This is a genomic window from Micromonospora sp. MH33, from assembly GCF_003013775.1.
Taxonomy (GTDB): domain Bacteria; phylum Actinomycetota; class Actinomycetes; order Mycobacteriales; family Micromonosporaceae; genus Micromonospora; species Micromonospora fulviviridis.
Map to the genome: position 1 here is coordinate 106,005 of NZ_MUYZ01000001.1, position 14,854 is coordinate 120,858.

The 14,854-nt window shown below is 69.3% G+C and carries 9 protein-coding genes and 2 CRISPR repeat arrays (1 of these 11 running past the window's edge); of the genes, 2 read left to right on the forward strand and 7 right to left on the reverse strand.

The annotated features are described in order from the left end of the window. Positions 1 to 4,398: direct repeats of the CRISPR family, unit length 37 nt; unit sequence GTTGCGATCCTCGCCCGCCGCTGGGGGCGGGCGCAGG (it extends 7,057 nt beyond the left edge of the window). A gap of 125 nt (positions 4,399 to 4,523) precedes the next feature. From cas2 to cas5c, 6 genes are read right to left on the reverse strand one after another with little or no spacing between them, the layout of a single operon-like run. Beyond that, positions 4,524 to 4,814, reverse strand: a complete 291-nt coding sequence (cas2, locus tag B0E53_RS00455) for a CRISPR-associated endonuclease Cas2 (RefSeq protein ID WP_107074079.1) — start codon at positions 4,812 to 4,814, stop codon at positions 4,524 to 4,526. A gap of 1 nt (position 4,815) precedes the next feature. Next, complete coding sequence (gene cas1c / locus B0E53_RS00460) at positions 4,816 to 5,841, reverse strand: type I-C CRISPR-associated endonuclease Cas1c (RefSeq protein ID WP_107074080.1); 1,026 nt, start codon at positions 5,839 to 5,841, stop codon at positions 4,816 to 4,818. After that, entirely contained in the window at positions 5,834 to 6,505 is a 672-nt protein-coding gene (gene cas4 / locus B0E53_RS00465) for a CRISPR-associated protein Cas4 (protein WP_107074081.1), read from the reverse strand. Before cas4 ends, cas1c begins: the two co-directional genes overlap by 8 nt. Continuing rightward, complete coding sequence (cas7c, locus tag B0E53_RS00470; protein ID WP_107074082.1) at positions 6,502 to 7,365, reverse strand: type I-C CRISPR-associated protein Cas7/Csd2; 864 nt, start codon at positions 7,363 to 7,365, stop codon at positions 6,502 to 6,504. The genes cas4 and cas7c overlap by 4 nt, the downstream gene beginning before the upstream one ends. Next, the gene (gene cas8c, locus B0E53_RS00475; protein WP_107074083.1) at positions 7,362 to 9,188 is read right to left on the reverse strand and encodes a type I-C CRISPR-associated protein Cas8c/Csd1; all 1,827 of its coding nucleotides are present in this window, start codon (positions 9,186 to 9,188) and stop codon (positions 7,362 to 7,364) included. The genes cas7c and cas8c overlap by 4 nt, the downstream gene beginning before the upstream one ends. Next, entirely contained in the window at positions 9,188 to 9,877 is a 690-nt protein-coding gene (gene cas5c / locus B0E53_RS00480) for a type I-C CRISPR-associated protein Cas5c (RefSeq protein ID WP_107074092.1), read from the reverse strand. The genes cas8c and cas5c overlap by 1 nt, the downstream gene beginning before the upstream one ends. Before the next feature lie 517 nt (positions 9,878 to 10,394). Here cas5c and B0E53_RS36775 point away from each other — a divergent pair. After that, the gene (locus B0E53_RS36775) at positions 10,395 to 10,598 is read left to right on the forward strand and encodes a hypothetical protein (protein WP_146167525.1); all 204 of its coding nucleotides are present in this window, start codon (positions 10,395 to 10,397) and stop codon (positions 10,596 to 10,598) included. 60 nt (positions 10,599 to 10,658) lie between these two features. On the opposite strand, the gene cas3 is transcribed toward B0E53_RS36775, so the two are convergent. After that, complete coding sequence (gene cas3, locus B0E53_RS00485; RefSeq protein ID WP_348639636.1) at positions 10,659 to 13,184, reverse strand: CRISPR-associated helicase Cas3'; 2,526 nt, start codon at positions 13,182 to 13,184, stop codon at positions 10,659 to 10,661. A 517-nt stretch (positions 13,185 to 13,701) separates the two neighbouring features. Then, positions 13,702 to 14,098: a CRISPR direct-repeat array (repeat unit 37 nt; unit sequence GTTGAGATCCTCGCCCGCCGTCGAGGGCGGGCGCAGC). A gap of 27 nt (positions 14,099 to 14,125) precedes the next feature. Here cas3 and B0E53_RS36785 point away from each other — a divergent pair. Continuing rightward, complete coding sequence (locus B0E53_RS36785; protein WP_146167527.1) at positions 14,126 to 14,779, forward strand: hypothetical protein; 654 nt, start codon at positions 14,126 to 14,128, stop codon at positions 14,777 to 14,779. Positions 14,780 to 14,854: the final 75 nt, after the last annotated feature.

Consider the following 14,854-nt stretch of genomic DNA (forward strand, 5'->3'; position numbering starts at 1 on the left):
GCCGTAGCCGTTGCGATCCTCGCCCGCCGCTGGGGGCGGGCGCAGGGCCGGCCCGCGAGGTGATCGAGGGGCTGACCGAGCAGGAGTTGCGATCCTCGCCCGCCGCTGGGGGCGGGCGCAGGTCGTAGACGGCGCAGAGCAGCGCCCGGTCCACGTCCCGGGTTGCGATCCTCGCCCGCCGCTGGGGGCGGGCGCAGGGGCCGGGCCGCCGGGGCGAGCGCCATCAGCTGCTGCGCGGCGTTGCGATCCTCGCCCGCCCCTGGGGGCGGGCGCAGGTTGGTCATCCGGCCAGTGTCGCCGCCGACATCAACCAGGGGTTGCGATCCTCGCCCGCCGCTGGGGGCGGGCGCAGGTTCTTCTTCCGCGCGGTCACCGGTGGCACCTCGTGGTGTTGCGATCCTCGCCCGCCGCTGGGGGCGGGCGCAGGCGGTCACCGGAGGCACCCCCGATGCCCGCTGAGCCGTAGTTGCGATCCTCGCCCGCCGCTGGGGGCGGGCGCAGGCCGAGTCGATCAGGTAGACGAGGAAGCCCAGCCCGGAGTTGCGATCCTCGCCCGCCGCTGGGGGCGGGCGCAGGGTCGGTGTACTTGAGCGTCTGGTGCTGGCGGCGCAGGTTGCGATCCTCGCCCGCCGCTGGGGGCGGGCGCAGGGCCGGACAGGCCGTTGTACGAGCCGCCCGCCCGGACACCCTGTTGCGATCCTCGCCCGCCGCTGGGGGCGGGCGCAGGGCCGGACAGGCCGTTGTACGAGCCGCCCGCCCGGACACCCTGTTGCGATCCTCGCCCGCCGCTGGGGGCGGGCGCAGGTGGTCTTCGTCATGGTGCTGGCGCTCCTGTCAGCCCTTGTTGCGATCCTCGCCCGCCGCTGGGGGCGGGCGCAGGGTCACCGCGCCTGCCACTGCTCCGCAAGGAGCCTGGCGGCGTTGCGATCCTCGCCCGCCGCTGGGGGCGGGCGCAGGTCGCTGAGGTCCACGTCGATCCAGCCGGCCTGGCGCATCTCGTTGCGATCCTCGCCCGCCGCTGGGGGCGGGCGCAGGGAGACTAACCCACTCAGCGGGTTGCGTGAACGGGTCTCCGTTGCGATCCTCGCCCGCCGCTGGGGGCGGGCGCAGGGGCCGCCCGCAAGGGCATCCAGGCGCACGCCCTGCGCTCGTTGCGATCCTCGCCCGCCGCTGGGGGCGGGCGCAGGCCTTGATCGTCGGCCGAGCGGACCCGTCGATCTCGTAGGTGTTGCGATCCTCGCCCGCCGCTGGGGGCGGGCGCAGGTCGTTGTAGCGGATCGCGAAGCCCGGGATGCCGAGACCGTTGCGATCCTCGCCCGCCGCTGGGGGCGGGCGCAGGCTGGCGGGGTGCAGGTGCAGCGTCGTGTCGTTGTGGAGGTTGCGATCCTCGCCCGCCGCTGGGGGCGGGCGCAGGGCGACCTGCTCTTCCAGCGACTGGACGACCATGGAGCCGTTGCGATCCTCGCCCGCCGCTGGGGGCGGGCGGAGGGCTGCGCGTCTACGGGCGGCCCGGCCCGCAGGGGTCGAAGTTGCGATCCTCGCCCGCCGCTGGGGGCGGGCGCAGGGCGTGCGTGGTCGTCGGCGTCGTGCTGACGATCGCGCCGTTGCGATCCTCGCCCGCCGCTGGGGGCGGGCGCAGGTTCGCCGCGAGCGTCCGGCCGTTCCGGGACAGGCGCAGGTTGCGATCCTCGCCCGCCGCTGGGGGCGGGCGCAGGGCGGTGCGCCGGTTCGCCTCCGCCCTGGACCTCCAGGTGGTTGCGATCCTCGCCCGCCGCTGGGGGCGGGCGCAGGGATCGCACGGCGGGACCTGATCGGCGCGCTCGGCGGTGTTGCGATCCTCGCCCGCCGCTGGGGGCGGGCGCAGGGCGCTGGAGACCATCGCCACCTCCGAGACGCTGATCGGGTTGCGATCCTCGCCCGCCGCTGGGGGCGGGCGCAGGAGGTGACGCTGGTCGTGACGTAGTTCTCCGGGGGCATGTTGCGATCCTCGCCCGCCGCTGGGGGCGGGCGCAGGCGTCGCCGTCGTTGCCCGTCGAATCGCCGAGCACCTGTTGCGATCCTCGCCCGCCGCTGGGGGCGGGCGCAGGCCGTGCGGGCCGGTCACCGACCGGCCGCCCTGACCTCGGTTGCGATCCTCGCCCGCCGCTGGGGGCGGGCGCAGGTCGCCGAGCGCCCGGACGAGGTCGGTGACGAGGCTGGCGTTGCGATCCTCGCCCGCCGCTGGGGGCGGGCGCAGGGTCCAGATCCCCGGCGAGTTCGGCACCAGCTGCCTCGGGTTGCGATCCTCGCCCGCCGCTGGGGGCGGGCGCAGGGGGTGTGCCAGTGGCTGGCGAGGGACTGGCCGGCGCCGGGGTTGCGATCCTCGCCCGCCGCTGGGGGCGGGCGCAGGCATCTGCCTGCGGGGCGACCTGGTTGCCGAGTTCGAGGTTGCGATCCTCGCCCGCCGCTGGGGGCGGGCGCAGGACGTCTGCCCACCGGTACCACTCGGCGTCGTCTAACCCGTTGCGATCCTCGCCCGCCGCTGGGGGCGGGCGCAGGGTCGGCGCGCTGGACCTCCCGTTGGTACGCCTTGTGCGCGTTGCGATCCTCGCCCGCCGCTGGGGGCGGGCGCAGGACCCGCGTCGCGCGCATGCGCCGCCCGTGAAATGCGGTGTTGCGATCCTCGCCCGCCGCTGGGGGCGGGCGCAGGACGGTCGTCGGGTACGCCGACCCGGGTCGTTGCGATCCTCGCCCGCCGCTGGGGGCGGGCGCAGGTTCGGACGTGGAGCACACGATCCGCGTGCAGGTGGAGTTGCGATCCTCGCCCGCCGCTGGGGGCGGGCGCAGGATGCAGGGCGGGTCACGGCTGGCGGGTCCAGGCGATGTTGCGATCCTCGCCCGCCGCTGGGGGCGGGCGCAGGCTTGCGGATGGTGATGGTGTCGCCGACGGCGCCGGCGTTGCGATCCTCGCCCGCCGCTGGGGGCGGGCGCAGGCAGCGGGGGTGGGCCGGTACGCGACGTGGGAGACGGTGTTGCGATCCTCGCCCGCCGCTGGGGGCGGGCGCAGGCTTGGCACCGTACGGGGCGATGTCGGTCAGCCAGGTGGTGTTGCGATCCTCGCCCGCCGCTGGGGGCGGGCGCAGGACCTGGCCCCGCCCGTGTCGTTGGTGATCTCAGCGGAGATGTTGCGATCCTCGCCCGCCGCTGGGGGCGGGCGCAGGCGCGGGCAGGCATGTGGCGGCGGAGGTGTCGCGTCTGCGTTGCGATCCTCGCCCGCCGCTGGGGGCGGGCGCAGGCGCACCCGGAAGGGCTGCAGGTGACGGTGCGGCTGTCGTTGCGATCCTCGCCCGCCGCTGGGGGCGGGCGCAGGCGTCGCAGGTAGCCGGCCCAGTCCTCCGGCGGGGGGGTTGCGATCCTCGCCCGCCGCTGGGGGCGGGCGCAGGCGCCTCCGTTCATCCACCGTCCCTGATGAACGAGGAGTTGTTGCGATCCTCGCCCGCCGCTGGGGGCGGGCGCAGGCCGACGCCACCCGGGCATGCCCGAAGGTGTGCAACGCCGTTGCGATCCTCGCCCGCCGCTGGGGGCGGGCGCAGGTGGCGAAGCTCGACCAGGCCGTGTCGCAGGCGCCGGAGGTTGCGATCCTCGCCCGCCGCTGGGGGCGGGCGCAGGGATGCTCGCGCGCGCGTGGTGGGGGAAGCCGTCCGCGGTTGCGATCCTCGCCCGCCGCTGGGGGCGGGCGCAGGGTGGACGGTCGGATACACCCGGCCCGACACCGGCCGATGGGTTGCGATCCTCGCCCGCCGCTGGGGGCGGGCGCAGGTCATCGGTCGCCGCGTTCAGCGAGCCTGGCCGCACCCGGTTGCGATCCTCGCCCGCCGCTGGGGGCGGGCGCAGGTCCATGAAGGTCGCCGCGCGACCGGCGGCGGACTGGATGTTGCGATCCTCGCCCGCCGCTGGGGGCGGGCGCAGGAGGATGACCTCCTGCTCGCTATGCCGAACGCCGTCGCGGTTGCGATCCTCGCCCGCCGCTGGGGGCGGGCGCAGGTTCCACGTCCGAGACCATGCCCGAGACGGTCCAGTAGTTGCGATCCTCGCCCGCCGCTGGGGGCGGGCGCAGGCCCATCAGCATCGGGCCGTTATCGACCACGTAGTCGATGTTGCGATCCTCGCCCGCCGCTGGGGGCGGGCGCAGGCCGCATCAGCGAATACCGGTACGCCTACCAGGCCGTAGTGTTGCGATCCTCGCCCGCCGCTGGGGGCGGGCGCAGGAGCCGGGCCCGGGCGTCGACCACCGCCGGGTGGTCCTCGTTGCGATCCTCGCCCGCCGCTGGGGGCGGGCGCAGGGTCCCGCTCCTGGTCGTGCCCCTCCTGGGTTACCTCCTGTTGCGATCCTCGCCCGCCGCTGGGGGCGGGCGCAGGGGCTCTTGAAAAGCCGAAATGCGGAACGGACGACAGCTCCGAAGCGATCTTGCGCCAGTTTAGTCATGATTTGAGGAGTTCAGCGCTTCGGAATCCCCTGCGCTGAGCGCGGGTACTGGAGGTTCCTAGATCACTAAGGGGCCCCGGGGATCCACCTGCCGTGCTCGGCCGAGGTGTTCGACGTCGTCCAGTGCCTGTGCGGGTAGTCGGTAGATGCGGACGCTGTCGAGGGTCGGGTCGATGGCTCGGGCGAGCGCGTCGACTAGTCTGATCTTGTCGGTGTCGCGGCATACGACCTCGAAGACGGATTTTTGGACGCGGTGGCCGTACGCTTCGCAGATCTTTGCGACCTTTCGGAGGCGTCGCTGGCCGGCTTGTGTGGCGGTCTCGACGTCGTAGGTGATGAGCAGGTCCATCTCAGTTGACCGTCCAGGGGCGGTATTTCTCGATGTCGCCGCGCAGGTGTCGGGCGAGCAGTCGTGCCTGTACAAGCGGCAGGATTGCCGCTTGTACTTCGCGTTGAAGTTGTGCATGGGGCCAGGCCCGTCGTCGGCTGGTTTGCCAGGCGTTGAGCACAGCCTTGCGGCCGTTGTCGGTCAGCCGGTAGGCGCCGTTGGGCAGTTCTTCGAAGTCGCTACGGTTCAGCTCCTTGCGGTTGAGGAGAGTCAACGCGAGACGATCGGCGAGCAGAGGCCGGAATTCCTCCATCAGATCGAGTGCTAGCGCCGGTTTGCCAGGGCGCACGCCGTGCAGGAATCCGATGTATGGGTCGAGCCCGACCTGTTCGAGGGCGCCGTGTACGGCTACTCGGAGCATGCCGTAGAGGAAGGAGAGGAGGCAGTTGACGGGGTCGGTGGGTGGGCGCCGGTTCCGGCCTGTGGGCTGCCACTCCTTGCCGCTGAGGAGGTAGGGCAGGGCAGCGAAGTAGTCACGTGCCGCGATGCCTTCGACGCCCAGCACCTCGTCGATGGTGGTGGTGGATGCCAGTAGGTCGAGGCGTTGTGCTATGAGTTCGGCGCTGGCGCGAAGTGCGGTCTGCCGATGTCCGGAGGTGTCGCGGGCGGTCCGGAGGAGCACTTGCCGGCAGTTATGGATCTTTCCGGCGACCATGGTGACGGCCAAGTCGTGGCGTCGCGTGGTTGTCTCCGCGGCCTGATGTTGTGCTCGCCGTAAGAGTGGATTGCCGTTGGTGGGGCCCGTGACGCGGGCGCGGAACCGGCCGTTGGCGGTCAGCCAGCTGACCGGTCTGCGGTCGTCGGCGCAGCGCAGCAGCAGGTCGTCGGTGATGGTCACACCGCCGAAGAGGACAAGGTTGTCGAGGCGGGACAGGGGTAGTATCCGCCGGCCGGTCTGTTCGGGGTGATAGACGCGGATGGTGTCGCCGTCGAGGTGCAGGCTTGTGCCAGGTGTCTGCACGTAGAGGGTGTTGAGTAGCTCAGTCACGCCACTGTCCCAGAGGTCGAGGAGTGAACAGGTTGCTCGGGCGGCTGCGTCCGTCGGTGATTTCGGGTAGACAGTCGTCACGTAGTGAACACTTACGGCAGCGTCGATCGTTGCGGGCTGCCGGAAGGCGGGGCGCGGCGAGCAGCGCCCGGATCTCGTGTGCTGCCTGGACGACTCGGTCGAGCAGGTCAGTGCTGATGGTGACAGGGTGTCGACGACGTTCGACGACCGAGTAGATGTAGCCGACGGGCACGTCGAATCCGGCCTCGATCAAGCAGAGAGCCTGGCCACCCAGTTGCAGCTCGGCCGGGCCGCCGGGTTGGTAGCGTCCGACCTTGTACTCCACCGGGGTCGCCCGGCGGGGGCCTTCGTCTTGTGGCTGCGGCTGGATGAACTCGACCACGTCACAGATGCCACGCAGTCCATGCACCTCGCTGGCGACGGGCAACGCCTGCACAATTGTCCGGCCTGCTCGGCGGTGCAGGCCGGGTAGGTCGGCGTTGCGGTGGCTGAGGTCGCCGCGGACGATGTCGGCGCTTTCCGACCAGACACCTTCCACATGGATCAGGGCGGTCTGACGGTGGCAGTAGTCGTAGTGTTCGAGCGCGGACAGCGGCACCTCCCGGAGGGTGGCACCGCTGTCCTGGAGGTCGGTGTGATTCACAGCCAGAGGTCGACGAGCTTGGTCAACTCGACTCCGTCCGGCAGTTCCGCATCGTTGATGTTGCGGGTGTAGTCGGTGTGGGTGCGGGGCGCTTTGTCGTCGTTCGTGCGCTTGAGAGTGATGCGCTGGGTGAGGGCGGCGGAGGGGGCGACGCCGAAGGCGTCGGGGTGGCTGAAGACGTAGAGCCCGCACAGTTTCATCTCGCCCCGCGTGGCGGCCCGGTCATGGTCGAACATGACCGTGATCGCCTGCCAGAGCGCGGCGAGGTCGTCGCTGGTCACGCCGGTCTTCGCGGCGCGGGGGGCGGAGTAGAACGCGTGAGCCCGGTACAGACCGTATGGGACAGTCCACTTCGAGCCGATCTCTGTGCTCTCCCCCTTGTTGATGTCTTCCTGGCGGGTCTGGGTAACGCGGGTGATGGTGTGGTCAGTGGGCAAGATCGGGTCGATGCTGCGGGCGAAGGTGAGTTGGAGCGGGCCGCGAACCTGGCCGGCGCCGCCTCCCTTGCCAGTGCTGAGGACGCCGCCGAACATCCGGATGTCGAAGTAGTGCTCACACATCCACTGTTGCGCCTGGTCGGCTTTGCCGGGATTGGCCTTCAGGGCCTCCTCGATCCGCGTGTTCAGAGCGAAGCCAGCTTCGACGAAAATGCCGTAGCGCGGGTCGTCACCCCGCATCAGTGACACGGTGTCTCGGATCTTGCGCTTGATCGCCACGTCGGTGACGAGGCCCTGGCCCGTCTCGTCGTCGGTGCGCGGTTGGTTGCCGGCGTCCGGGTCCCCGTTGGGGTTGCCGTCGCTGACGTCGAACAGCAGGACGGCGTCGTGGCGTCGGTTCGGGTCCAGGTGCGCGGCGCTCATGCGTCGTTTCCTTCCAGGTTGGTGGGCGATGCCACGTCGACGGGCTCTGGGGGCAGGTCAGTGTTCTTCTTGTTCGCGGATGCCGCGATTCGTTCGGCGCGCATGTCGGCCCGCTGCTGGTGGTAGCCGAGGATGAAGTAGGCCTTGTCGGTCAGGACCGCCTGGCTCGGGATGGCGTCGAGCTGGGCGAACAGGTCGTCGAGCCGCCGTTCGTACGCCTGCGACCACGTCGGTCGACGCAGCGGTCCGCGGAGGCGTTTGAGCCAGGCCTGCACGTTGCGGCGACCGGCGACGATGACGACCTGGGGATTGTCGATGGCCCGGCCGAAGTAGCGTTCGGCGAATGTGGTGTTCAGCTTCTGCTCGGCGACCCGGGACACGGTCCGTTGCAGGTCGTCCATCACGGCGAAGATGCGGCCGGACACGTAGGCGCGCGTCGGGTTGTCCACGTTCAAGGTCGGCGTCAACCTTTCTCGGTCGTGCGTGGGCAGGGTCGGGTGGCGGCGTAGCGCGAGCCGGATCAGCGCGGCACGTGCGGGATCGAGCCGACCGTCGATGCGGATGCGGTTGATGACATGGTTGAGAAGCTTCGGCGGCAGGGGCCGTTTGAGTAGCGCGGCACCGAGTAGCCGGTGGAACAGGTCCGGGGGCCGATGTTCGCCGGAGGCGCCGAACTTGGTCCACGTGCCGGGGCCACCGTTGCGTCCGGCTTCGAACCGCCCGGCTGCCCGAGCCAACTGGGAGACCTTGATCTGGACAACCTCGCCAGTCCACGCGTCGACGATGCGGTGGTCGTCGAACCAGGCGCGCACGTTGTCCTTGACCTGACGGACCGGCTGCTCCACCCAGTCCCGCACGACCACCCGGGCGACGTTGCCGCCGACGGTCACCGAACAGTACCTGGACGCATCCTCGACGAACGTTCGCACACCGGCGGCCGGGCTCGCGACCAGAGCCTGGAGGTGAGTGGGGTCCAACTGCTCGACCATCGCCCACGGGTCGAAGGTCGAGCCACCTACAACCCACCAGGCAAGGCGTGCGTTCTGTCCGGCCAGGGCAGTGCTGTGCTTCGGGTCGGAGAGCAGACCGGTCAGGGCGGTCATGAACTTCAGTCCACAGTCAGTGCAGATCGGGGTGTTGGTGAGAAACTTCTGCAGCTCGTAGCCGTGCACTGCTTCGTTCATGCTGACCAGGGAGGCGTTTTGCGTAGCGCCGGGCAGCCATCGCCGGGGGATTTGTTGCGGGACGGTCTTCAGCAAGGGCTGCACCTGCCCACAGACCAGACACAGCCCGGTACGGCCGGAGCCCTTCCGGTCGCCCGCCACCGCGGCCCAGAACCTCCGCGCCTCGGGAGTGTCAGCGGCGTAGACGCCGTGGACGGAGAAACCGATGAGGTCTCCCCTGCCCCAGTCAGCCGGACGCGCAAGCGCTGCGGCATGCCCGTTCCGGTAGAAGGCGTCGATCGCCCCTGCCGGGCCATCCGGCTCGGCCGCCGCCCAGTCTTTGATCAGCGCCTGAAATGCCTCATGCTGCTTCGCGACACGGGCCGGCTTGGCGTCCTCCGCCAGCCAGCCGAAGACGTACTCGCCGTTGTCGACCGCGAGGGTCGGTGAGATGCCGACCGTGCGGGTCACCGCCGGCACCAGGCGGGGCGCACCGAACCGCCGATTCGGGTCGTCCTTGTCGGCCGTGTTCACCAGGTCACCGCGGGGCACGCCGTCGCTGTCGATGTCCAGCATCCATCGCACAGGCTTGCGGGCGTAGAACGCCGGGATGACATCCGTAGTGGTGTCCGCATGTTCGACGAGGCGTTGCAGCAGCACTAGACCACCTGGCCCTGCACCGGCAGCGCCAGCTCGATCCCCCGCTCGGGCACGGAAAGAACACCGGCGACAACCCGCGCCGCGAACCACTCCATCCGAGGCTGCCCAGTCGTCCCGTCCCGGTGAACGGAAAGCAGCATGATGCCGATCTCCTCGTTCACGTCCGCCCGCGCCGTGTCATCCGGCCAGCCGAAGTCCGCGCTGAACTCCCGGGTACCGAGATACGGCTGCTGAAAACACGCCCCCTTACGCACCCGACGCCGCAGCTGATCCCGATACGCCGCAACCGGCTTGTCAGCATGCGGCGCCAACTCGATGTGAGCGTGGATCCGGTACGCCACGTCGCGAAGGCACACCGCGTTGCGCTGGTCCCGGTGAGCAGCGGCGTCCACCCGACGCGACCCCTTGATCGCTTCGGCAAGCGGCGCCACGTCGGAAGTCTCGTTCCGCCGCACCGTGAACTGCTTGACCGGCTTGAGCACCTCAATCGCGACGATCTGGTACCGCATCTCCGGCTTCCAAAAGATCGACTCCAGAACCCCCACCGCGGCTGAAGGCGTCATCACCGGATAGCTGACCCGCTCCACCTTCAACTCAGGCCGGGAGAACAGCGCCGCCTCACCACTGACCTGCACCGCGATAGGCCGGTCGCCCTCCGCACTCCGCCTAAGAGTCAGCCCGTTGACCACGTCCGTCGTCACCCACAAACTCCCCTGCCTCAGGCTCGCGAAGCGAACCGAACACCTGAACGAGGAATCACCGAACCACGAGCCCTGCGGACCCCTCGCACAACGCGTGTGAGGATCCACGATCGGTACGACAAAACAACCATTTGATCAACTACCCGACTCAGCAATCCAGCGAAGCTGTCCGGCATGGATCGGATGATCCGATCCATGCCGAACGCTACGAACGCCTCCCGGCCAGCACCTGAGATTGCGATCCTCAGCGCCACGCGACGCTGCCGGCACCCCGACACGAGGTGCGAGGGCAGTGTAGCTGACTTCCTCAGGTGCTGAGCCGGGCGGAGTCCGGCTCAGCACCTGAGGGCTTGACCAACCGTCCATTCTCGATATACAACAGTCGGGCTCGACGCGGGTCGCCCGCGGAGCCGGGCGCATCCGTCGTTGGAGACAACGACGGTCCGCTGCGCCAACAGCGGACCGCCTGATCCCCTACCCCTGAGTTGAGGCCGAGAGGAACTGGATGACAGTAGAGCAAAACCCCGACCGCAGGCCACACACCCAGGACCATGGGCCACAGGAAGCCGAACTGCTTCCCGTCCGCTGGGTCGTCATCATTGGTCTCAGCGCAGCCGTGGGCATCATCGTCGGTGCAGCACAGGGCGTTGCCGCCGGGGTACTTGCCGGCATCATCGCGGCAGGAGGCATCAACAAGCTCATCAAGTGAAAGTTGGGCTCCGGGTAAGCGCCATGCTCTCGCGCTTACCCGGACCCATCCGCCCACCTTTCAGATGACGAACTGCTCCGGCCCTGGGTCGAGGTCGATGCCCGTGGCGCCGCCGTACCCGCCAGTCCACTCGACGAGCATGCCTTGCCGCGCCGAACCGCTGCCGATGATCGGCCGTAGCGAGTCCATCACCCCAGGGCGTCGAAGGACGCTGGGATGAAGGCTCGTCGTGTAGGGCTGCAGGCAGCGCAGGCTTGCCAGGTCTGGGATGGGTGCCCGGCGGAGTTCCTCGATCAGTCGCTCCAGATCTTGGCGCAGTTTCAGCGTCTTGGCGCCCTGCGGAGTCACGACGCTAATGCCCTCGTCGCTGATCATGCGGAAGGCCAACTTCTGCTCACGCTGGCCGGTGCTGGCATTCATCGGCCCGTCCGTCACAGTCTCGAACTCCCATCGCCGACGGGCCTGTTGAATGAGTTGGCCAACGTGCTGGGCGTCGGCGAGATTCAGCGTGGCGTACACGTCTTCGTAGTAGCGTCCCAGCACATCAGAGTCATCCGGTTCGGCCCCTTCGTTACCAGGCCCGAAATGGCGCTGCGTGCAGCCCACCAAGGTCGCGTACGTGGGCGGTTGCCCGCCGTCCGCCGGCGCGAACACCACGACCCGGCCACCATCGGGCATCCGCCCTTCACGGTTCGCACGCCCGGCCGCCTGAAGGATCGAGTCGGCCGGCGCCATCGCGCGAAAGACCACGGGGAAGTCGACGTCCACGCCCGCCTCGATCAACTGCGTGGCTACGAGCAAGACCCGCTCGCCCCGAGAGAGTCGCAGCCGTACTGCCTCAAGCACTCGCCGCCGGTGGGCCGGGCACATGCGGGTGGACAGGTGCCAGACCACGCCGCTCGGTTCAGCGTCACGCCACTGCTCGAACACCGTCTTCGCGTCCGCGGTTGTGTTGACCACGACCAGCGCTGCCGGTTGCGTCGCGGCTTCACCGGCGATATCAGCCAGCGTCGGCTTCGGGTCAAGCTGCCACTCATACCGCACCCGTCGTAGGTCGCTGACCAGCTTCGGAGTGTCATGCACCAGGTCGACGCACGGAACGCCCTGAAACTCCTTCAAGGCCCAGAAGCTCGGCTGCGTCGCCGACGACAGCAGCACCGTCGCGCCGAAGTGCTGCACGAGCAGCCGCAGCCCATCGAGAATCGGCGCCAGCATCGGGTACGGCAGCGCCTGCACCTCGTCCAGCACGATTACCGAGTTGGCCAGCCGGTGCACCCGGCGCATCGCCGACGGCTTGCGCGCGTACAGCGACTCGAAGAGTCGGACGAACGTGGTAACGACGAAGGGAGCATCCCAGTTCTCCGCGGCCAACCGCGCCCATCGGCCAGCGCTCAGGTCGTCGAAGTCGGCCTGACTGTGGTGCTCAAGGACCATCAGCTCGGCGTCGTCCCCATCGAGCATCTGACGGTACACAGCGGCGTTTTGCTCAGTGATCGTCAGGAAAGGAACTGCCACAATCACCCGACGCAGGCCGTGCTTGGCCGCGTGCCGCAGCGCGAACCCGCCGCTCGCCAACGTCTTGCCGGCCCCCGTCGGCGCACCGAGACGGAACACGCCGCGATCCCGGTCCGCCGCCGCGAGACAGTCCGCGTAGACCTGCTCCCGCAGCCCCCCGATCGCCGTAGCCGCCCGGCCAGACAGATTGGTACGCCGACGCTGCTCGAACAACTTGTAGAGGTGCTCGAAGTCCGCAGCGGGGCGAACCCGAGGTTCAGCCAAGCCTTGAAAGTGGGCGCTGGTATCCAGGCTGTCTGCGTCGACCACAGCGCTGTAGCACAACCGCAGCGCCATCTCTCCCACCAACGGATCGGAACGCCACCGATCGGGTACAAAATGGCCGAGCTTCTCCGGCAGGTCCGGCAGCAGCCTGGCTAGTTCCGCCTGCGCGGAGGTGACGTTCGCTGGTGCATCAGCCAACTTGCGCCGCATCGTAGGAAGTAGGCGAGGTGTATCGATCAATCCGCCATGGTGACCGAAGATCGCGTTGGCGAACCCGCCCAGTCCACGTTCGTTCGCCACCGACGTTCCGAGCGCCTTATGGTCGATACCGACGGGAGCGCCGGTGGCCGCGACAGCAGCGAGCTTGTCCTGCCACGCACAGGCTGCCTTGCCCACGTCGTGGAGCGCGCCCAGCCAGTAGGCCACATCACCTCCGCCGAAAGGTGCAGTAAACAGCCGTGCGAGCTCGGCAGTGCTCCGAAGATGATCCGAAAGCGCATGCCACGGGCCACCACCAGAAGCGGGGCTATGCGCCCAAAGAGGCCTCATGTCAGACACGTGCGATCCCCAATCTCGTGACGGCCGGCTGCGTCTGCCCCGGTTAGGGAACAGGCGGCCTGAAATGGCTTGGTGCCACACCGTGGATGCATCAGGTCGCTGATCGTAACCGTGTGAGCCGCCGAGAGGATGCCAGCTCCTCGACGCTTCCCGGGGGCAACCCCCAGATGGCAGGTACCACGCCGCCGCCTTCATCGGAGACGTCCGGTCGCCGTCGAGGCGGACGCAGCCCCGTCCCACGTGCTCCATCCGCGGGGTCCTTGAGGTGGTTGCGGTCCTCGCGCGCCGGCGAGGGCGGACGCAGCGGGGGACAATTGCCCTTCACCGAGCATTGACGCCCCGTGGTTACGGTCCTCGCCCACCGTCAAGTGCGGGCGTAGCCTCGTGGCCGCACCCGTCATCCGCTCCATCACCGCGTCGTTGCGATCCTCGCCCGCCGCCGCGGGCGGGCGCAGCAACCCGTCGACATGGTCGCCCTGGTCGCCCTGGTCGGCCCTGGCTGCCCTGGCTGCCCTGGCTGCCCAGGCTGCCCAGGCTGCCCAGGCTGCCCAGGCTGCCCAGGCTGCCCAGACGATGTTGCGATCCTCACCCGACGTCGAGGGCAGGCGCAGCTGGTCAGGGCACCGAACGCAGCGCCGCCGTCGGCGTGGTTGCGATCCTCGCCCGTGTCAACGCCGGCTGAAATTTCCAGGCGGAGCCGACAGCCCGCCGTTGAGGGCGGGCGCAGCGTCGCGGGCGACGGCGCCGTCACCGACCGCCGATACGAGTTGCGATCCCCACCCGCCGTCAATGCCGCCCCACGCCCGCCGCATGTCGTCGTGGCCGTAGTTGCGATCCTCGCCCGCCGTCAAGGGCGGGCGCAGCGTTGGCCGACACCGCCGGCCTGGCCGTTGCCCGTTGGTTGCGATCCTCGCCCGCCGTCGAGGACGGGCGCAGCCACCCCGGTACAGCGCCCACAGGGTGCCGTCGTGCTCGTTGAGATCCTCGCCCGCCGTCGAGGGCGGGCGCAGCACCACGAACCGGCCGACCGTGCGCGGCCCCGGCGACGCGTTGCGATCCTCGCCCGCCGTTGAAGGCGGGCGCAGCCCGGCGCCGCTTTCCGCGCGTACGTACTCCAGCACGCCGTGTTGCGATCCTCGCCCGCCCGTTGAGGGCGGGTCGTTGGCGGCATCCTGTCGGAGGCCGAACTCATGGTCGTACTGCCCTACCTGCTCTCCCGCAGCGATGTGACCGGCGACCCCCGCTTTTGGGGCTACGTGGGTTCGATGATCTCCCTTAAGCGGCTCGAGGACATGGCGGAGCGTCTTACCGACCTCGACCTGACCCGACTTGTCGTCCCCAACCTGGGGAACTGGTTCGCCGCAAGATCCAGCGCCGGGCTAAATGTTGACTCGCTTGAGGAGGGTGCCGAGAGGACGAGCGCCGGGTGGCGGATCCACGGGCGCATGCTGGCCCTCGCTGAAGGAGCCTGGATCATCCATCTAACCAGCGACCGGCGGAAGCTGTCTGGGCGCAAGGAGTCGCCGGCCGCGCGATGGGATGACCTGGCAGAACCGCTGGGCCGCTTCGCGTTGAACGCCGTGACCCTGCAAGGGCTGATCCGCCGAGTTCGAGTGCAGGCCGAGCGCTCCGACGACGTCTACCGCGACGTGGACACCATCACCTCGAATCTGGACGACAGTTTCCGCGTCCCGGATGTTGAGGTGCGAGTGCCCACCGATTCGACGGGATCGGTGATCACCGCTGATTTCACGCGGATGATCGCTGAGGCTGCGATAAGTGCGCCGGCTTTGACGCTCTTGCGGGTGGCACAAGACCTCCTGGCGCACACGCGATCGAGTTAGGGCGTGTCTCAGATGGACGGTGCGGTAGCTGCGGCATGATCTACGTTTCGTGACAGCGATGGTCGATGACATGGT